19 protein-coding genes and 1 tRNA gene are annotated in these 19,062 nt (G+C 73.2%); 9 read left to right on the forward strand and 11 right to left on the reverse strand.

Annotated features, from left to right (window positions below; all coding sequences use genetic code 11):
* A partial coding sequence (locus ACR807_RS20970; RefSeq protein ID WP_438923062.1) for a carbohydrate ABC transporter permease occupies positions 1-896 on the forward strand: 896 nt, incomplete at its 5' end.
* Positions 893-1,750 carry a carbohydrate ABC transporter permease gene (locus tag ACR807_RS20975; RefSeq protein ID WP_438923063.1) on the forward strand — a complete coding sequence of 286 codons (858 nt, stop codon included), beginning with the start codon at positions 893-895 and terminating at the stop codon, positions 1,748-1,750. The genes ACR807_RS20970 and ACR807_RS20975, both read left to right, overlap by 4 nt.
* Here the strand turns inward: ACR807_RS20975 and ACR807_RS20980 are convergent.
* The 6 genes from ACR807_RS20980 to ACR807_RS21005 are packed head-to-tail and all read right to left on the reverse strand — an operon-like array spanning position 1,725 to position 6,864.
* Entirely contained in the window at positions 1,725-3,152 is a 1,428-nt protein-coding gene (locus ACR807_RS20980; protein WP_438923102.1) for a sensor histidine kinase, read from the reverse strand. The genes ACR807_RS20975 and ACR807_RS20980 overlap by 26 nt on opposite strands.
* 20 nt (positions 3,153-3,172) lie before the next feature.
* Positions 3,173-3,865 (reverse strand): response regulator transcription factor, encoded by a 693-nt coding sequence (locus ACR807_RS20985; RefSeq protein ID WP_438923064.1) that lies wholly within the window; start codon positions 3,863-3,865, stop codon positions 3,173-3,175.
* Positions 3,866-3,916: 51 nt separating this feature from the next.
* Positions 3,917-4,546 (reverse strand): trimeric intracellular cation channel family protein, encoded by a 630-nt coding sequence (locus ACR807_RS20990; protein WP_438923065.1) that lies wholly within the window; start codon positions 4,544-4,546, stop codon positions 3,917-3,919.
* Between the two features lie 11 nt (positions 4,547-4,557).
* Positions 4,558-5,685, reverse strand: a complete 1,128-nt coding sequence (locus ACR807_RS20995) for a GNAT family N-acetyltransferase (protein ID WP_438923066.1) — start codon at positions 5,683-5,685, stop codon at positions 4,558-4,560.
* Between the two features lie 31 nt (positions 5,686-5,716).
* Entirely contained in the window at positions 5,717-6,538 is an 822-nt protein-coding gene (locus ACR807_RS21000) for a 3-hydroxyacyl-CoA dehydrogenase family protein (protein WP_438923067.1), read from the reverse strand.
* Positions 6,535-6,864, reverse strand: a complete 330-nt coding sequence (locus ACR807_RS21005) for an EthD family reductase (RefSeq protein ID WP_438923068.1) — start codon at positions 6,862-6,864, stop codon at positions 6,535-6,537. Before ACR807_RS21005 ends, ACR807_RS21000 begins: the two co-directional genes overlap by 4 nt.
* 54 nt (positions 6,865-6,918) lie before the next feature.
* On the opposite strand from ACR807_RS21005, the gene ACR807_RS21010 reads away from it, so the two are divergent.
* The 3 genes from ACR807_RS21010 (at position 6,919) to ACR807_RS21020 (ending at position 10,077) form a co-directional block, all read left to right on the forward strand.
* Positions 6,919-7,566, forward strand: coding sequence for a histidine phosphatase family protein (locus ACR807_RS21010; protein WP_438923069.1), 648 nt, complete (start codon positions 6,919-6,921; stop codon positions 7,564-7,566).
* Positions 7,567-7,834: 268 nt separating this feature from the next.
* A complete protein-coding gene (bluB, locus tag ACR807_RS21015; RefSeq protein ID WP_438923070.1) occupies positions 7,835-8,467 on the forward strand; it encodes a 5,6-dimethylbenzimidazole synthase in 633 nt (210 codons plus the stop codon).
* A 74-nt stretch (positions 8,468-8,541) separates the two neighbouring features.
* Entirely contained in the window at positions 8,542-10,077 is a 1,536-nt protein-coding gene (locus ACR807_RS21020) for a GGDEF domain-containing protein (protein WP_438923071.1), read from the forward strand.
* Between the two features lie 22 nt (positions 10,078-10,099).
* Here ACR807_RS21020 and ACR807_RS21025 read toward each other — a convergent pair whose 3' ends face one another.
* A complete protein-coding gene (locus ACR807_RS21025; protein ID WP_438923072.1) occupies positions 10,100-10,747 on the reverse strand; it encodes a response regulator in 648 nt (215 codons plus the stop codon).
* 153 nt (positions 10,748-10,900) lie between these two features.
* Positions 10,901-11,581, reverse strand: a complete 681-nt coding sequence (locus ACR807_RS21030; protein ID WP_438923073.1) for a peptidoglycan recognition protein family protein — start codon at positions 11,579-11,581, stop codon at positions 10,901-10,903.
* 140 nt (positions 11,582-11,721) lie between these two features.
* Between ACR807_RS21030 and ACR807_RS21035 the strand changes: the two genes are divergently transcribed.
* Entirely contained in the window at positions 11,722-14,961 is a 3,240-nt protein-coding gene (locus ACR807_RS21035) for a penicillin acylase family protein (protein ID WP_438923074.1), read from the forward strand.
* 122 nt (positions 14,962-15,083) lie between these two features.
* Here the strand turns inward: ACR807_RS21035 and ACR807_RS21040 are convergent, their stop codons facing one another.
* Together ACR807_RS21040 and ACR807_RS21045 are read right to left on the reverse strand one after the other, a co-directional pair.
* Positions 15,084-15,845 (reverse strand): FkbM family methyltransferase, encoded by a 762-nt coding sequence (locus ACR807_RS21040; protein WP_438923075.1) that lies wholly within the window; start codon positions 15,843-15,845, stop codon positions 15,084-15,086.
* Positions 15,846-15,877: 32 nt separating this feature from the next.
* Positions 15,878-16,816, reverse strand: a complete 939-nt coding sequence (locus ACR807_RS21045; protein WP_438923076.1) for a hypothetical protein — start codon at positions 16,814-16,816, stop codon at positions 15,878-15,880.
* 199 nt (positions 16,817-17,015) lie between these two features.
* Between ACR807_RS21045 and ACR807_RS21050 the strand changes: the two genes are divergently transcribed.
* A tRNA-Arg gene (locus tag ACR807_RS21050) sits at positions 17,016-17,088 on the forward strand.
* 152 nt (positions 17,089-17,240) lie between these two features.
* Here ACR807_RS21050 and ACR807_RS21055 read toward each other — a convergent pair.
* Positions 17,241-17,549 (reverse strand): helix-turn-helix transcriptional regulator, encoded by a 309-nt coding sequence (locus ACR807_RS21055; protein WP_438923077.1) that lies wholly within the window; start codon positions 17,547-17,549, stop codon positions 17,241-17,243.
* Positions 17,550-17,709: 160 nt separating this feature from the next.
* Here ACR807_RS21055 and ACR807_RS21060 point away from each other — a divergent pair, with 160 nt between their 5' ends.
* Together ACR807_RS21060 and ACR807_RS21065 are read left to right on the forward strand one after the other, a co-directional pair.
* Positions 17,710-17,955: a helix-turn-helix domain-containing protein gene (locus ACR807_RS21060; protein ID WP_438923078.1), complete on the forward strand. Its 246-nt coding sequence runs from the start codon at positions 17,710-17,712 to the stop codon at positions 17,953-17,955.
* Between the two features lie 173 nt (positions 17,956-18,128).
* Complete coding sequence (locus ACR807_RS21065; RefSeq protein WP_438923079.1) at positions 18,129-18,998, forward strand: tetratricopeptide repeat protein; 870 nt, start codon at positions 18,129-18,131, stop codon at positions 18,996-18,998.
* Positions 18,999-19,062: the final 64 nt, after the last annotated feature.

A 19,062-nucleotide genomic window follows, 5' to 3' on the forward strand; every position in this document is an offset into this window, starting at 1 on the left:
GCCGCCGCGCCACCGCCCTCGCCGGGCGCGAGAAGCTCGTGCTGGGCCTCATGCTCGGCGTCCCGTCCCTGCTGCACGTCGCCCTCGTGTGGGTGCCCGCGCTCGGCTCCGTCGCCCTGTCGTTCTCCTCGTGGGACGGCATCGGCGGGTTCGGCGACATCCGGTGGGTCGGGTTCTCGAACTACGTCGACATCGTCACCAGCTACCCGCGGTTCTGGCCCGCGGTGCGCAACAACCTGGTGTGGCTGCTGTTCCTGCTCGTCGTGCCGACCACCGCCGGGCTGCTGCTGGCCGTGCTGCTGGACCGGCAGCTGCGGTTCGGGCGGCTCTACCAGAGCGTGCTGTACCTGCCGATGGTGCTGTCGCTGGCCCTGGTCGGTTTCATCTGGCAGCTCGTCTACCAGCCCGAACAAGGTCTGCTGAACAACGTCCTGGGCACCGCGGCCACCGACCCGGTCAACTGGCTCGGCGACCCGGACATCAACCTCTACGCGGTGCTCGTCGCCGCCGGCTGGCGGCACACCGGCTACGTCATGCTGCTGTACCTGGCCGGGCTGAAGGCGGTCGACCCGGCGCTCAAGGAGGCCGCCGCGCTGGACGGCGCGAACGCCTGGCAGGCGTTCTCCCGCGTCACGTTCCCGGTGCTCAAGCCGGTCAACGTGGTGGTGCTCGTGGTCACCGTCATCGAGGGCCTGCGGGCGTTCGACATCGTGTACGTGATCAACAAGGGCCGCAACGGCCTGGAGCTGCTGTCCGTGCTGGTCACCGACAACGTCATCGGCGAGTCCAGCCGCATCGGGTGGGGCTCGGCGCTGGCCGTGGTGCTGCTGGTGATCTCCCTCGGCTTCATCGTCACCTACCTGTTCCAGGTGTTCCGCGAGGAGGACCGGACGTGACCGCGAGACCGGCCCGGATCGCCCTGCACGCGTTCCTGGCGCTGACCTGCCTGGCCACGCTCGCCCCGCTGCTGTGGGCGCTGTACGCCTCGCTGCGCACCTACGACGACACCGCGCGCAACGGCTACTTCTCGGTCGCCGAGAGCCTGACCCTGGAGAACTTCGGCACCGCGTGGACCCGGGCCGACCTGCCCCACTACTACCTGAACACGCTGGTGGTGACCCTGCCCGCGGTGGTGGTCGTGCTGCTGCTCAGCTCGATGGTCGCCTACGGGGTGTCCCGGTTCGGCTTCCGCTTCAACGTCGCGCTGCTCGTGCTGTTCACCGCGGGCAACCTGCTGCCGCAGCAGGTGGTCGTCACCCCGCTGTACCGGCTGTACCTGCTCACGCCGGTGCCGGGGTGGGTCAGCGACAGCGGGCTGCTGCTCGACTCGCAGTTCGGCCTGGTGCTGATCCACGTGGCGTTCCAGTCCGGGTTCTGCGTGTTCGTGCTCAGCAACTACATGAGGACGATCCCGCGCGAGCTGGGCGAGGCCGCCCGGGTCGACGGCGCGGGGGTGTTCCGCCAGTACTGGCAGGTGATCCTGCCGCTGTGCCGGCCCGCGCTCGCCGCCCTGGCGACGCTGGAGTTCACCTGGATCTACAACGACTTCCTGTGGGCGCTGGTGCTGATCCAGACCGGCGAGAAGATGCCGATCACGTCGGCGCTGCAGAACCTGAGGGGCACGTTCTTCGTGGACAACAACCTCGTCGCGGCCGGCTCGCTGCTCGTGGCGCTGCCCACGCTCGTCGTGTTCTTCGTGCTCCAGCGCCAGTTCGTCGGCGGCCTCACGCTGGGGTCGACGAAGGGCTGACCTGGTTCGGCTGGGGCAGCGGGGCCGGGCGGCCGGGGAGGCGGAGGGTGAACAGCGCCCCGCCCTCCGGCGCGCGGCCCGCGTAGGCCGCGCCGCCGTGGCGCTCGGCGACCTGCTTCACGATCGCCAGGCCCAGCCCGGAGCCGGGCAGCGTGCGCGCCTCCTGCGAGCGGTAGAAGCGGTCGAAGACGAGCGGCAGGTCGTCGTCGGCGATGCCGGGACCGGAGTCGGCGACCTCGATCACCGCGCTGCCGTCGCCCAGCTGCGCGAGGTCCAGCCGCACGACGCCGCCGGCCGGGCTGAACTTCACCGCGTTGTCCAGCAGGTTCAGCACCGCGCGCTCCAGCGCCGACGAGTCGCCCAGCAGCGACCACGGCTGGAGCCGCACGCGGAAGTCCACGGCCTCGGTGGCCCGCCGCCTCGCCCGGTCCAGCGCCCGTTCCACGACCTCCACGAGGTCCACCGGTTCGTGCACGAACTGCGGCGCGTCCTCGCGGGCCAGCTCGACCAGGTCGCCGATGAGCGTGGTCAGCTCGTCGAGCTGCGCCCGCACGTCGGCGTTGATCTCGGCCTTGTCCTCGTCGGACAGCGTGGGCGAGCCGGGCCGCTCGGAGGCCAGCAGCAGCTCCAGGTTGGTGCGCATGGACGTCAGCGGCGTGCGCAGCTCGTGGCCCGCGTCGGCGACCAGCCTGCGCTGCCGCTCCCGCGACTCGGCGAGCGCGCCGAGCATCGAGTTGAACCGCTGGGACAGCAGCGCCAGCTCGTCGTCGCCGGACACCGGGATCGGCCGCAGGTCACCGGTGTTGGCGACCCGCTCGGTGGCCTCGGTGAGCCGCTGCACGGGCCGCAGCCCGGTGCGCGCGACCGCCGTGCCCGCCGCCGCCGCGACCAGCACGCCCAGGCCGGAGATGACGAACAGCACCACCGACAGCTTGCCCAGGGTGGTGTTCAGGCCCTTCGTGGACTGGGCGATCAGCATCGCCTGGCCGTCGCCGTAGGGCAGCGTGAGCACCTGGAAGCCGGTGCGCGTGTCGGTCCAGAAGTTCTCGGTCCTCAGCCCGCGCGCCACGTCGAGGTCGGCGGGCTGGATCGGCGGCGCGACCGTGCCCTTCGGGTACGAGATGCGGCCGTCCACGTCCAGCACGCCGATCCGGATGTCGCCCGCCGCGAGGAACGCGCCGGGGATCTCGGTGACGTCGTTGTTGACCTTGGGCGCGGTCACCGCGGCCTGCGCGCGCTGGCGGAGGTTCTCCTCCAGCTGGGTGTGCAGGTTGCTGCTCACCGTCATGTACGCGCCGAGGGACACCACGGCCACGACGCCCGCGACGCAGAACGCCGCGAGGAGGGTGACGCGGGCGCGCAGCGAGACCCGCTGGAGGCGCCCGTTCGCCGCGTCGAGCATCGAGCTGCCCCGGTCACCGATCACGGGGGCGTCTCCCGCAGCACGTAGCCGACGCCGCGCACGGTGTGCAGCAGCCGGGGCTCGCCCTCGGCCTCGGTCTTGCGGCGCAGGTAGCCGACGTAGACCTCCAGGGCGTTGCCCGAGGTCGGGAAGTCGTAGCCCCAGACGTCCTCCAGGATGCGGCCCCGGGTCAGCACCTGCTTGGGGTGCGCCAGGAACAGCTCCAGCAGGGCGAACTCGGTGCGGGTCAGGCTGATCGGCCGCTCGCCGCGCCGCACGTCCCGCGTGCCCGGGTCCAGCTCCAGGTCGGCGAACCGCAGCACGGCGCCCGCGGGCTCCTCGCCGGTGTCGGTGGTGGCCCGCCGCAGCAGCGCGCGCAGCCGGGCCAGCAGCTCCTCCAGCGCGAAGGGCTTGGGCAGGTAGTCGTCCGCGCCCGCGTCCAGCCCGGACACCCGGTCGGACACCGCGTCGCGCGCGGTCAGCACGAGGATCGGCAGGTCGTCGCCGGTGCTGCGCAGCCTGCGGCAGACCTCCAGCCCGTCCAGCCTGGGCATCATCACGTCCAGCACCATGGCGTCGGGGCGCTGGGAGACGACGGATTCGAGGGCCTGCCGGCCGTCGCCGGCCAGGTCCACCTGGTAGCCGTTGAACTGCAGTGAGCGGCGTAGCGACTCACGCACGGCCCTGTCGTCGTCGACAACGAGGATGCGCATGGGCTCAGTTTCGCCCGCGGTCCTGAGAGCCGCCTGAGAAGCGCGTGTGAGCTAGCCGTCAAGTTCCGGGGAGCCGTCCGGCGTCCGGGCCACCGGCGCGTTCCAGTGCCGCCACAGCGCGAGCAGCCGCACCCCCACCACGATCGCCGAGCCGACCAGCGCGACGGGCGCCGCGGGCAGGCCCAGCGCGTCGCCCGCGGCCACCACCACGGCGCCGGCCAGGGCCGCCACCGCGTAGATCTCCCGGCGCAGGACCAGCGGGATCTCCCTCAGCAGCACGTCGCGCAGCGCGCCGCCGCCGATGCCGGTGGTCAGGCCCACCAGGCACGCCGCGTACGGCGGGGCGCCGAGGTCGAGGGCCGTCGTGGTGCCCGCGGTGACGAACAGGCCGAGGCCGAGCGCGTCGAGCAGCAGCACGGCCCTCCGCAGCTTCGCCACGGTCGGGTGAAACCGGAAGACCACCAGTCCGGTGACGCCGGCGACGGCCAACCAGGGCCACGTCACCAGCGCCGTGACCGGGTGCACGCCGAGCAGCACGTCGCGGACGATGCCGCCGCCCAGCGCGGTGGTGAGGGCGAGGACGGTCACGCCGAACACGTCCAGCCGCGCGCGGACCGCGGCGAGCGCCCCGGAGGCGGCGAACGCGGCGATCCCGAGCAGTTCCAGCGCGGCGAGCAGCACGGCCGCCCAGGCTAGAAGAAATCCGCCAGGCGCGGGACGCCGGGTGCGCCGACCAGCCGGTCGAGCAGCCGGGCGTCGCCGTCGAGGAGGCCCGCGCGGCGCAGGGCGTGGCCGTCCTGCATCCCGGCGAACCACGGGCCGAGCGCGCGGGCGTGCACGGTGACCGCGCCCGTGCCGCCGGGTTCGACGCGCACCGCGCCGTCCTCCACCACCAGGCGGCGCCGGCCCGCGTGCCACGGCGCGTGCCGGTCGACGACCTCCAGGTCGACGGACGCGGTGACCCCCTCGGCGGCGGGCCAGCCGCGGGCGGCGACGGCGGCGGGCAGGTCCACCACGCGCAGCATCCAGTGCGACGCGGTGGTGGTGAACTCGACGCCCTGGTCGGTGAGCAGGCCGGTCACGGCGGGGTCCACGACGCGCAGCTTCACCCGGTCGAGGAGGCCGGCCCAGCTGCGCAGCGCGCCCAGCAGGGCCGCCTGGGCGGCGGCGTCCCTGCCGACCAGGTCGAACACCCGCAGCTCGTGCCGGGAGCGCTCGGCGGTGAGGTAGCCGCGGACCTCGCCGTCGTGGCCCGGGAGCACCGAGGCGACGTCCAGGTCGAGCACCGCGCCCGGGTCGACGGCGGGCGCGGCGCGGTCGACCAGGCCGTTCACCGTGGACGCCAGCTCGGTGTAGCAGGCGTGCAGGGCGGCCGGGTCGCCCTCGCCGGCCGCGCGCAGCGCCAATCGGGGACCGGCGGGGAGCCGGTCGAAGGGCAGCTCCAGCCACTCGTGCACGCCGGCCCGCTCCCAGCCGCGCGACCGGTACAGCGCGGGCACGGTCGGGTACAGCGCGGCCAGCGGCTGCCCGTGCTCGCGCAGGTCGCGCAGGGCCGCGTCGAGCAGGGCGCTCGCCACGCCCCGGCCGCGCGCGTGCGGGTCCACCACCACCGCGCCCACCCCGCCCATCGGCACCGTCCGGCCGCCCCAGAACTGGTGGAAGTCGGTGATGGTGAGCATGGCGGCGAGGCGGCCGTCCAGGTCCGCGCCCAGCCCGCGCCGGCCGGGGCGCAGCGCGGGCCGGTCGGCCTGCCCGAAGGCGATCCGGCGCAACCGGGTCGTGGCGTCGAGGTCCCGCTCGGTCAGCTCCCTGATCAGCACGACGTCCTGCCTACCAGGTGGGACGCCCCGCCTACCAGGTGAAGAAGCCCCGGCCGGTCTTGCGGCCCAGCTCGCCGGCGGCGACCTTCGCGCGCAGCAGGTCCGGCGGCGCGAAGCGCGGTCCCAGCTCGGCGTCCAGGTGCTCGGCGATGGCGAGCCGCACGTCCAGGCCGACGAGGTCGGTCAGCCGCAGCGGGCCCATCGGCCAGCCGTAGCCCAGGCGCATCCCCGTGTCGATGTCCTCGGCGCTCGCCACGCCCTCCTCCAGCATCCGGATCGCCTCCATGCCCACCGCGACGCCGAGCCGGGAGGTGGCGAAGCCCGGGGCGTCCCGCACCTCGATCACGGTCTTGCCCAGCTCCTCGGCCCAGCCGCGGGCCCTGGTCACCACCTCGGGCGCGACACCGTCGTGCAGGACCAGCTCGACCAGCTGCTGGACCGGCACGGGGTTGAAGAAGTGCATGCCGAGGACGCGGTCGCCGGGCAGGCCGGCGGCGAGCGCGGTGATCGACAGCGAGGAGGTGTTGGAGGCCAGCACGGCGTCCGGGCACGCGTCGGCGGCGGCGGCCAGGACGCGGCGCTTGAGCCCGACGTCCTCGGGGACGGCCTCGACGACCAGCTCCGCCGGGACGGGGTCGAGGCGGTCGACGACGGTGAGGCGGGCCAGCAGCTCGTCCGGGCCGGCGATGAGCTTGCCGCGCTCGGCGGCCTTGGCGAGGGACCCCGCGACCGCCGCGCGGGCGGCGTCGACGCGGTCGGGGGCGTCCAGGACGACCACGTCGTGGCCGCCGGCGAGGAGCAGGTGGGCGATGCCGGCACCCATCGTGCCGCCGCCGATCACGACGGCGATCACCGGGCCGCGACCTCGGTGACCTCGGCCGCGAACATGGCGACCAGCTCGACGCCGCCGATCTCGGTCAGGTTGGCCCCGGCGGACTGCCACTCGGGCGAGCGGAACGCGGCCTTCATGGTGTCGGCGGACTCGAAGTACATCTCGGCGACGATGTGCGGTTCGGTCTCGCCGAGGAAACCGGGGTGGTAGACGTCGGTCACCCGGGCGACCTCGGTGCGCAGCAGGCCGGGCGTGCGGGCGACGACCGGCAGGTGGGACTCGAAGTACGCCTGGTCGAAGGCGTCGGGATCGGCGGGCTTCCGGTACAGCGCGATGTACTTGATCATGTGACACCTTCCGGCCGGTTTCGCGTCGCAATGTAACACCGGCACGATGGACGGGTGCGGATCATCCTGCTGCGCCACGGACAGAGCCTCGGCAACGTCGACGAGTCGGCCTACTGCCGCATCCCGGACCACGCCCTGCCGCTGACCCCCGTCGGCGAGCGGGAGGCCCGGGACGCCGGACCGAGGGTCAAGCGGCTGCTCGGCGGCGAGCCGGTCGCCGTGTACGTGAGCCCGTACGTGCGGACCCGGTCGACGCTGCGCAACCTGGCGCTGGGCGCGCAGGCCGAGCGCGTGGTCGCCGAACCCCGGCTGCGCGAGCAGGACTGGGGCAACCTCCAGGACCCCGTGCAGCAGGAGGTGCTCAAGCACCAGCGGCACGCGTTCGGGCACTTCTTCTTCCGGCTGCCCAACGGCGAGTCGGGCGCGGACGTGGACGACCGCCTGGCCGCGTTCCTGACCGACCTGGAGACCCGGATGGAACACCCGGACCACCCGGCGACGGCGCTGGTCGTGTCGCACGGCCTGACCATCCGCCTGCTGTGCCGTCGCCTGTTCGGGTGGAGCATCGAGCTGTTCGAGTCGCTGTCGAACCCGAACACGTGCGAGGACCGGGTCCTGATCCGCGAGGGCACGACCTGGCGCATCGACCGCCCGTTCGAGCAGTGGCGCCCCTCCCCCGACGGCGAGACCCAACTCCCCTGACCCGCGAGTCCTACGCTCACGCCCCGCGAGTCATGCGTTCACGACCCGCGAGTCCAACGCTCGCGGCCCTCGTGTCCTGCGTTCGCGCCCCACGGTGTGCGTCATGAGCGCATGACTCGCGGGTCGCCGGCGCATGACTCGCGGGTCGTGGAGGTAGGACTCGCGGGACCACTGTGGACGGAAGGGTGGGCGGGTGACGCGCCTGGTGAGACGGACGCCACCCCTCCGGCGGCGGGTTCACCTCATCGCGTGAGGCACGATCGTCCGAATGAGCTTCTACGACGTCCTGCACCGCCGGAGGGACACCAGGGGTGAGTTCACCGGCGCCCCGATCCCGCCCGACGTGCTGCGCCGGGTGCTCACCGCGGCGCACGCCGCACCCAGCGTGGGCCTGACCCAGCCGTGGGACTTCGTCCTGGTGCGCGACGAGCACACCCGCCGGGCCTTCCGCGACCACGTGCAGGCCGAGCGCAGCGTGTTCGCCGCCGAGCTGGACGGCGAGCGCGCGGAGGTCTTCTCGCGCATCAAGGTGGAGGGCATCCTGGAGTCCACGCTCGGCGTGGTCGTCACCTACGACCCCGAGCGCGGCTCGCCCGCCGTCCTGGGCAGGCACGCCATCGCCGACGCGGGCCTGTACTCGGTGTGCCTGGCCATCCAGAACCTGTGGCTCGCGGCGACCGCCGAGGGCCTGGGCGTCGGCTGGGTGAGCTTCTACCGCGAGGACGTGCTGCGCAGGCTGCTCGACGTGCCCCAGCCGGTGCGGCCGGTGGCGTGGCTGTGCGTCGGGCCGGTCGCGTCGCTGCCCGACACGCCCGACCTGGAGCGGCACGGTTGGCGCAACCGGTTGCCCTTGGAGGAAGTCCTCCACGAGGAGCGGTACACACGGCGTTCCGGCCGGTAGCCTGTGGGGGCCGTGCCGGCGGTGAGGGGGACCGCGTACCCGCCTCACCGAGTCGGAATGGAGTGTCAGCGCGAGTGGAGCAGCGAGAGCCGCTGGTAGCGGGGCAGGTGCCGGAGCACGACCACGAGGTCAAGGCGTTGCTGAACGCTGGCCGCCTGCCGGAGGCCAACACCCTGTTCGACCAGCTCGTGAGCCGGACGCCGCCGGGCGCCGACCGCTGGCTGCGCTCGTTCGTGCTGGTCAACCGCGCCAAGCTGGCCTGGCGGCTGGGCCGCATCCCGCTGGCGCTGGAACTGGCCGCCGAGGGCTGGACCGACCTGGACGGCGAGCAGAGCGACCACCCGGCCGCCGCCCAGGCCATGCACGCGCTGGCCTACCTGCTGGAGGGCATCGGCAACCGCCGCGCCGCGGTGGACATGCTGCGGATGTCGGTGGAGGTGGCCCGGCGGGCGGACGTGCCCGAGGTGCTCGGCCACTGCCTCCAGGGCCTCGGCGGCACGCTGAACTTCCGCGCGATCTCCTCGCCGCCCGAGCTGGCGCCCTCGATCTTCGAGGAGGCCCGCCGGTGCCTCAAGGAGGGCCTGGAGCTGGCCAAGGACGAGCAGATGAGGCGCGCCCTGCTCGGCGCGTACAGCCGCTCGCTGGCCGGCGTGGGCGAGCTGGAGCAGGCCGAGGAGCACGCCCGGGAGACGCTGCGCCAGTCCCGCGAGGCGGACGACAAGTGGGCGGCGGCGGTGTCCAACTGGGTGCTGGCCGTCGTGCGGCGCGAGCAGGACGACCTGGTGGAGGCCCGCACGCTGGCCAGCCGGGCCGTCGCCGCGTCGGAGGTCATCAACGACCCGTCGCTGCTGCTGCGCTTCTCGCTGGACCTCGCCGACATCTGCGCCCGGATGGGTGACCACGTGGGCGAGGCGGCGGCGCTGCGCTGCTCGGTCGCGGCGGGCAAGACGGCGACGGAGACGTTGCAGGAGGGCCTGGGCCAGGCGCTGGAGCAGCGCCGGGTGGCCGTGCAGGCGCAGCGGCTGGCCGTGGCGGCGCAGGAGGCCGCGGCCCGCGACCCGCTGACGGGCCTGGCGAACCGCCTCGGGCTGGAGCGCGCGGCGGCCGGCCTGCTGGAGGGCACCGCCGGGCAGGGCCGCGTGCCGTGGCTGGTGCTCGTCGACGTGGACCGGTTCAAGGGCGTGAACGACGACGCGGGCCACGCGGCGGGCGACGCGACGCTGCGCGAGATCGCCCAGCTGCTGCGCCGCGAGTGCCGGGCGGCGGACCTGGTGGCCCGCTGGGCGGGCGACGAGTTCGTGGTGCTGCTGGGCGACGCGGGCGGCGGCGCGCGCGACGCGGGGCCGGCGGTGGCCGAGCGCGTCCGCGCCGCGGTGGACGGCCACGACTGGACCGTGGTGCTCGGCTCGGCCCGGCGCCCCACCGTGAGCATCGGCGTGGCGGCCGGACCGGCCAAGCTGGACCAGCTGTTCGCGGCGGCGGACATGGCGCTCTACCGGGCGAAGCGCCAGGGCCGCAACCGGGTCGAGGTGGAACCCCGCGCCGGGTCCCAGGGGTCCCAGCCGCAGGAGTCCCAGGGGTCCCAGCAGGACGCACGTCCCAGGGTCTAGCGGGCCGGTCCCCGGGCGGTGCTCAGGCGATCAGGCCGCCGCGGAAGGCGACCAGCGCCGCCTGCACGCGGTTGACCGCGCCGATCTTGCCCAGCACGGACGACACGTAGCCCTTGACGGTCGCCTCGGACAGGTGCAGCGTGCCGCCGATCTCGGCGTTCGACATGCCCTGTCCGATGAGGACGAGCACCTCGCGCTCGCGCTCGGACAGCGAGGCGAGCAGCCTGCGCGCGGGCTCGGCGGCCCGTTCGCCGTCGGCCACCGCGGCCAGCACCCGCGCCGCCACGCCCGGGTCGAGCACGGCGCCGCCGACCGCGAGGTCGCGCACCGCCCTGACCAGCTGCTCCGGTTCGGTGTCCTTGAGCAGGAAGCCCGACGCGCCCAGCCGGAGCGCCTCGGACACGTACTCGTCCACGTCGAACGTGGTGAGCATGGCGATCTTCGGCGGGTCGGGCACGGCGCGCAGCCTGCGCAGCGCCATCAACCCGTCGGACGACCGCATCCGGATGTCCAGCAGCACGACGTGCGGGCGGTGCTGGCGGGCCAGGTCGGCCACCAGGTGCCCGTCGTCGCACTCGGCCACGACCTCGATGTCGCCGGCGCTGCCGAGGATCATGCGAAGACCGGACCGGACGAGGTCTTCGTCGTCGGCCAGCATCACCTTGATCACGACGCCTCCCCGCGTTGGCGTTTCGTGTTCGTACTCGCCCAGCCTCGCGCACGAACACGCAAGCTGACGTTAATTCATCGTTATCTCACCACGGGAACAGCGCGTAGCCGCCTGTTCACAATTGCCAGGGGAAGCCGAGGTCAGCCGGTGGGATCACCCCAGCACGGCCGCGACTTCCGCGCGCAGTCGCGGTAGGAGGGCGTAGAGCCGGTCGCCGGGGCACAGGGTGTCGCGGTAGTCGCGGTGCCCCTTGATCTCACCGGGAGCGATCCCGTACTGGGCGCAGGTGTAGACGCAGAAGGACACCAGCGTGTCCCACTGCAACACCGTGGGTTCGGCGGTGAGGTAGGTGCCCTCGTTCTCGATGCCGATGGCCGCGGTGTTCTGGCCGGGGCAGTGCGCGCCTTCGACGACGCGGTCGCCCGCGCGCAGCGCCGCCAGGCTGCCGTGCCTGCCCTCCATCAGGAACCCGCCGCGGCTGTTGGTGAAGTGCTGGCCGGAGTCGATCCAGCCGTTGGTGTCCATGTGCAGGTCCTGGATCCAGCGGGCGTGCTCGTAGGCGTGCGCCTCGGAGAAGTCGGTGGAGTTCGCCGACGCCGTGTGGTGGACGAGGATGCGCACCGGGCGCACGCGGACGGTGGTCGTCGGCGCGGACGGCGGGCGGGCGCCCCAGTCGGCGCAGCCGCGGACGGGCAGCACGGGCGAGGCGGCGGCGGAGGGGGCGGCGGAGGGGGGACCCGGCGAGGCGGCGGCCGTCGCCCCGGGCAGCGCGCCCAGCACCCCGGCCCCGGCGAGACCGGCGAGGCCGCTGATCAGCGTTCGGCGCGACGTCATGTGAACTGTTTTCCCAATGTGATGATGAATCGTCAACACCTCACACCCGGACGGCCGAATCAAACGCGAAGTACTTTCGCGAATAGGTACCCAACAGTAACGTGCGTCACACGATTCCCGTCCGGAAGGAGCTTCGCGTCATGCGGAGAGCCGCCCGATCGCTCGCCGTGGTCGTCCTGCTGGCCGCGGCCGCCGTGACCGTCCCCGCCACCGCCACCGCCGCTCCCCCGGCCGCCGCTCCCCCGACCGCAGCCCACCCCGCCGCCGCTCCCCCGGCCGAGGCGGGGACCAGCGCGTTCGCCCCGGACGACCACTGCCTCGGCCAGTGCCACGACGTGCTGCCGCCGGGCCAGAACGGCAACGCCACGCTCACCGACATCCTCGCCCACCAGGTCCTCGGCACCCGCCCGGCGCACTCCGCCGACCAGCTCGGCAGGTACGACGCCCTGGCGTCCGGGTACGGCGGGCTGACCAACGAGCAGCTGGGCGCCTTCTTCAACGACGCCTCGTTCGGCGTCCCGGCCGGGCAGGTCGAGAGCACGATCCGTCCGCGCGCGGACGTCACCATCGTGCGCGACAAGGCGACCGGCGTCCCCCACATCACCGGCACCACCCGGTCCGGCACGGAGTTCGGCGCCGGGTACGCCGCCGCGCAGGACCGGCTGTGGCTGATGGACCTGTTCCGCCACCTCGGGCGCGGGCAGCTGTCCGGCTTCGCGGGCGGCGCGGAGGGCAACCGGGCGCTGGAGCAGAGCTTCTACACCCAGATCCCCTACACCGAGGCCGACCTCCGGGCCCAGATCGACTCGGTCGCCGCCAAGGGCGCGCGCGGCGCGCAGGCGCTGCGGGACGTGGAGGACTACGTCGCGGGCATCAACGCCTACATCACGGCGTCGGTGAACGCGCGCACCTTCCCCGGCGAGTACGTGCTGACCGGGCACGCCGACGCCATCACCAACCGGAACGACATCCAGCCGTTCCAGCCGACCGACCTGGTCGCCATCGCCGCCGTGGTCGGCGGGCTGTTCGGCGCGGGCGGCGGCGGCGAGGTGCAGAACGCGCTGGTGAAGCTCGCCGCGCAGAACCGCTACGGCCCCGAGGTCGGCGACCGCGTGTGGCGGTCGTTCCGCGAGCAGAACGACCCCGAGGCCGTGCTCACCCTGCACGACGGGCAGCGCTTCCCGTACGGCACGACCCCCGAGTCGCCGCAGGGCGTGGCGCTGCCCGACGGCGGCGTCGTGACACCGGAACCCGTGGTGCACGACCAGGTCTCGTCCGGACAGTCCACTGTGGAAGTCCCGGAGGAGCACGAAGCCCTGGCGGGGTTGTTCGCCGACGGCGTGCTGCCGCGCGACCTGCTGACCCGCAAGCAGGGCATGTCCAACGCCCTCGTCGTGTCCGGCGCGCACACCGACAGCGGCAACCCGATCGCCGTGTGGGGGCCGCAGACCGGGTACTTCGCGCCGCAGCTGCTGATGCTCCAGGAGCTCAACGGGCCGGGCCTGCGGGCGCGCGGCGTGTCGTTCGCGGGCGTGTCGATGTACGTCCAGCTGGGCCGGGGCGTCGACTACTCGTGGAGCGCCACGTCCGCCTCGCAGGACATCACCGACACCTACGCCGTGGAGCTGTGCGAACCGGACGGTGCCGCGCCCACCGCGACCTCGGTCCACTACCGCTTCCGCGGCCAGTGCCTGCCGATGGAGCGGCTGGAGCGGCGGAACGCGTGGAAGCCCACCGTGGCCGACCCCACGCCCGCCGGGTCGTACACGCTGCGGGCGTACCGGACCAAGTACGGGCTGGTGCAGAGCCGGGCGAAGGTGGGCGGCGCGTTCGTCGCCTACACCTCGCTGCGCTCGACGTACCTGCACGAGGTCGACTCGATCATCGGGTTCCAGGCGTTCAACGACCCCGACGCGATCAGGTCGGCGGCCGACTTCCAGCGCGCCGCCGAGCACGTCGGGTACGCGTTCAACTGGTTCTACGCGGACTCGCGCGACACCGCGTACTTCAACTCGGGCTCGAACCCGGTGCGCAAGGCCGTCGTGGACCCGCACCTGCCGGTCCGCGCCGACCCCGCCCACGAGTGGGAGGGCTGGAACCCGGACGACAACACCGCGTCGTACACGCCGTTCGCGCAGCACCCGAACTCGGTCAACCAGGACTACTACATCAGCTGGAACAACAAGCAGGCGCCGGACTACTCGGCGTCCGGCTACGCCATGGGGTCCGTGCACCGCGGCGACCTGCTCGACGACCGCGTGCGGGCGCTGATCGCGCGCGGACCCGTCACCCGCGCCGGGCTGACGAAGGTGACGGCCGAGGCGGGCGTGGCGGACCTGCGGGCCGAGCAGGTGCTGCCCGACCTGCTGCGGGTCATCGACACCGCCGCCGTCACCGACCCGGCCCTCGCGCCCACCGTGGCGTCGCTGCGGACATGGCTCCAGTCGGGGTCGCTGCGCAAGGAGACCGCGCGCGGCAGCAGGGCCTACGCCCACGCCGACGCGATCCGCGTGCTCGACGCGTGGTGGCCGCGACTGGTGGAGGCCCAGTTCAAGCCCGGCCTCGGCGACGCGCTGTACGAGCGGCTGACCCGGGCCGCGCAGGTCGACGAAGCGCCGTCGGACGCCCGCGGCACCGCGCCGCACAAGGGCTCGTCGTTCCAGACCGGCTGGTGGAGCTACGTGGACAAGGACCTGCGCGCGGTCCTCGGCGACCGGGTGGACGGCGCGCTCGACCAGCGCTACTGCGGAGGCGGGGCGGTGTCGGCGTGCCGCCAGGTGCTGCTGGACAGCCTGCGCGCCGCCGCGGCCCTGCCCGCCACCGCCGTGTACCCCGGTGACGCCTCGTGCGCGGCCGGCGACCAGTGGTGCGCGGACACCGTCCAGCACCGCGCCATGGGCGGCATCACGCAGGAGAAGGTGAACTGGCAGAACCGGCCCACGTACCAGCAGGTCGTGCAGTTCCCCTCCCGCCGCGGGACGGCCGTGGCGAACCTCGCCGCCGGGTCGGTGGCGACCGCGAGCAGCCACGAGCGCGGGTGGCACGAGTCGCCGCCCGCGCACGCCGTGGACGGCCGGGCGGACACGCGCTGGGCCAGCGACTGGTCCGACGACCAGTGGTTGCAGGTGGACCTGGGGTCCGAGCGCACCGTGGGGCGCGTCCTGCTGTCCTGGGAAGCCGCGTATGCCAAGGGGTATCGCATAGAGCTGTCGTCCGACGGTGCCCGATGGCGCACCGTTCATACGACTTCTACTAGTGATGGTGGCCAGGACCTTGTGCCGTTCACACCTTCTGGGGCACGATTCGTACGAATGACGGGTATCCAACGGGCCACGGGTTACGGATACTCGGTTCACGAGCTTGAGGTCTACGTCTCCTAGTCGTAGACCGGTCCACAGGAAGACCCCGGTCCACCCCCAGGGACCGGGGTCTTCCGCCTTTTGCGCTCGTGCCGCTTTCGCCGCCTTGCCCGCCCTTGCCGCTCGTGCCGCTGTGGTCGGGCTCAGGGCGTGACCGGGCGGTCGGGCGTGAACAGGTAGTTGCGCACCCGGTCGTCGACGCGGTCGGCCCGGCGCCACGCCCCGTGCTGCCAGGTGTGCATCGAGTAACCCCGGCGGGCGAGCCAGTCCTGCACGTCGCGCGCCCGGTAGCCGAAGCGCCGCACGTGCCGCTCCTCGACCTCCAGCAGCAGCTTCGGCCGCAGCCGGTCGATCGTCCCCGCGCCGCCCTCCAGGACCCGCAGCTCCGCACCCTCCACGTCGGCCTTCACGAAGTCCAGCCGGTCGATGCCGTGGACCCGGCAGAACCGGTCGAGCGTGTCCGTGCGGACGAGGACCTCGACGTGCTCGGCGAACTCCGCGTTCGAACCCAGCCCGTCCGCGCCCGCGGTGAGGAACGAGCGGCCGGTGACCGGCGTGCCGTGGCGGACCGGCACGCTCATCACGTGCCGCCCCTCGCTCGTGCCCAGCGCGACGGGGTGCCGCACGACGTTCCGACCCTCGCGCGGGCGCAGCAGGTACGACAGCGCGGGGTGCGCGAACAGCAGCGGCTCCACGCTGTGGACGGTCCCGTGTGGACCGACCAGGCGGGACAGCGTCACGGTGTAGAGGCCGAGGGCGGCGCCGATGTCGAGGCAGACGTCACCGGGGCGCACCACGTCGCGCAGACCGATCAGCTCGGGTTCGACGAACGGCGTCATCCGGGCGAGGACGCGCAGCGCGCCGGCGACCGCCGCGCCACGCACCTCGGTCAGGTTGTGGGTCACCCGTCCAGGTTAGGTAATCGCGGCTCGGCGGATCACGGCAGCGGCCGGTGCCCGTTGTGCCCGTTGGGCGCGGGCAGGCCGTGGGGGCCGTGGGGGCCGTGGGGCTGCTGCGGGAGCCGCACGGGGGCGTCGTGCGCGGGCAGGCTCGCCGGGGTGTCCGGTGGCAGGCCCACCTGCTCGGCGAACTCGGCGGCCACCGACGTGCCGCCGTAGATGCCGAGCGCCTTCGCCAGGTGCAGGCGGACGTCCGCGCGGTGCCCGTCGTCCAGGCGCGGGAGGGCGCTCTCGAAGCTCGTGACGAGCGTGTCCGCCCAGTGCTGGTCGCGGCGGTTGGCGGCGATCTCCACCAGCTCCGCCAGGTGGCGGCTCAGCTGCACGGCCTGCTCCACCTGGTAGCCGTTCCGGACGAGCCACCAGATCGTGGCGCTCGACAGGTCCGTCAGCACCTCGTCGCGCAGGTACTTGATCTCGGCGCGCTCGGCGTCCCGTTCGGCCTGGCGCATCGTGGTGGTCTGGAGCAGCTCGATGTGCTTGCGGGCCATCTGGAGGTCGGTCTCCGCGACGGTGAGCACGACGCCCTCGGCGCGCGCCCACACGTGCGTGCCCTCGACCTGCCGCTCGGCGGCCAGCTCGTCCCCGAGCTGGTGCTGGAGCGGGGCGTGGTGCACCAGCATCGCCCGCTCGGTCAGCGCCTTGGCGCGGTTGACGACGTCGTTGATCGCCGCGCTGCGCGGGGCGTTGTGGCGGGCGCCGGTCGTCAGGTCGACCCGCCAGTGGATCGTCATCTTCGCGTGGAAGTCCAGCCCGTAGACGGCGCTGGGCAGCGGCGTCTCGAACGGGTGCTGGTGCGACGTCGAGGAGGGCACGAACGTGTAAGCCTCGGCGTCCGGCTTGGCACGCAGCCGCCGCCACCAGGAACGGGCGGAGTCCAGGGGGCCGGGACGGAAGTCAGGCCAGGGTCGACTGGTCATGGGGTGGCTTTCGTCAGAGGGGAGATAGCCCCTTCTGTACCTCACGGAACCGATCCGGAGAAGATGGGGTGCGCCACTTCCCCCGGACAGCCGCAGCACCCGGGCCCGCCCCCTCACCCCCGGTGCACCGCCCTACCCCCACCCGAGTGACAACCCACCCGTCCCCGGCCCGCCGGCCACCGGGTAGGCTGCCGCACGCGCCCTCGTAGCTCAGGGGATAGAGCATCGGTTTCCTAAACCGTGTGTCGCAGGTTCGAATCCTGCCGGGGGCACTCACCTTTCGCCGGGTGAATCAGGCCCTGAGCTGCGTCTACGCGCTCGGGGCCTGATCTTTTCCGCCAGTCCCAGCCGCACGCCCGCGCCCCGGTGGGGGGCGTTGTCCGGCGGCAACAGCCGGGGTGCGGCGCGCGTGGGGACAACGGGGTCAACCCCGGGCCAGGCGGCGGGCCAGTTCGGCGATCAGCTCCTGGTCCGTGAGGTCCGCCGGGTTCGGGCGGGTGCGGTGGAGGCGGGCTTCTTCGGCGGTGATGAGTTCGGCGGCCACCCAGGCTTCGAGGGGGCTCGCCTCGAACAGGCGGGCCACCGAGCGGGCCGTCTCGATGCTGACGCCCTTGCCCCTCTTCCACTCGCTGATGCGGCTGCGGTCCACACCGGTCCGCCGCGCCAGGTCGCCCGTCGTCAGGCCGCGGTTGCGGAGGTTGGTCTCCACGTAATCCCACCAACGTGTGGTCACCGGTGGATCGTACGTGCGCCACGGCAACGCCAGCCACGCCCGGGCCGGGGCTGGATGTGCGAAGTCGTTGCACCCCAACGGAAAACGGCGTTGCGACACCGAACTGAACTACTGTTGTCCCAACACAACATACGTTGCGTCGGAACCACACGGGGCGCCCATGCCGCACATCATCACACTCCGCACCGACACCTTCACGAAGGCCGTGAGGTTGGCGGGCTACCGGTCCGACTACGCGCTCGCCGAGGCGATGGGCGTCAACCGCTCGACGATCAGCAGGGTGGTGAGCGGCGCCCTGCGACCGGGGTCCGGCTTCATCGCGGGCGCGCTCGCGGTCCTGGCGCCGATGCAGTTCGACGACCTCTTCGAGGTCGTCACCACCAAAGGTGCTCACCGTGGGTACTGACAAAGGGGTAGATAAATACCCGCTGTCACGACAAGACGGCACGCGCGGCGGTGGTTGTTCATCCGAAAGCGTGACAACCTTGATCATCAGAAGCACCGGGACGGGGCAACTCGATGTGACCAGTGGCCAACGCGCGACGACAGGTCTGTCCGACGGCGGAGGGATGGCAACAGGTGGACGACGAGTCAGGGCACGGGGCGGCCGGGTTGGTCCGGGACCTGCGGCGCGCGCTCGACGGCGAACCGCCCCCCTCCCCCGCCGCGCGCGCCTGGTTCGACGCACGGGGGGATGACGTGCTCGCGGCGCTGCGGGACCCGGACGCGGAGTCGGCGGCGGACCTGCTCGACGCGCTCTGGCCGGTCGTCCCGCTCGACGCGAGCGGGACGTGGGCCGAGGAGGTGCACCGCCTCGGCGCCGACCTGTCCGCCGCGCTGCCCACCTCCCCCGTGCTCACCTCGGCGTTCCGCCGGGGGGCCGCGTGGTTCCGCGCGCGCGGCGACCACCGGCTCGCCACCGCTCAGGGCGTGTTCGAACTGGCCGTGCACCGCGAGCGCGACGACGACCCGGACGCCGTGGCCGACGCGCTGGCCGACCTGGCGGTCACCTACCGGGAGCAGGGGCTCCTGCACGAGGTCGCGGACTGCCTCGACGAGGCGCTGGAGACCTACCAGCGCCACGGTCGCGCGGACGGCGTCGCGCGCACCCTCCTCGCCCTGGGCACCCTGATGCTGGAGGCCGGGCGGCCCGGCGTGGCGACCGACCACCTGGCCCGCGCGGACCGCGCGTTCGAGGACGCGCCCGACCCCGTCCGGCACGCCGAGTGCCTGGCCCTGCTCGGTTGGGCGTGGCAGCGGTCCGGGGAGGAGGTCGCGGCGCACCGCGCGCACAACCGGGCGCTGGCGCTGGCGATGAAGCTGGACGACGGGGCGGCGAGGCGGGTGCGCGACCTCGTCGCCCAGCCCCCCTCACTCGCGGAAGAGGGCGGTCAGCACCACCTGGATGAGGGCGCCGGCGAAGAGGCGGAGCCACGGCGGGAGCCCTGAGGCGGCGGCGCGGCGGTGGCGGCGGAGGTCGCAGTCGGCGCGGCGGCAGCCGGGACGACGGCAC

This window comes from Saccharothrix sabaoui (assembly GCF_051756985.1).
Classification (GTDB): domain Bacteria; phylum Actinomycetota; class Actinomycetes; order Mycobacteriales; family Pseudonocardiaceae; genus Actinosynnema.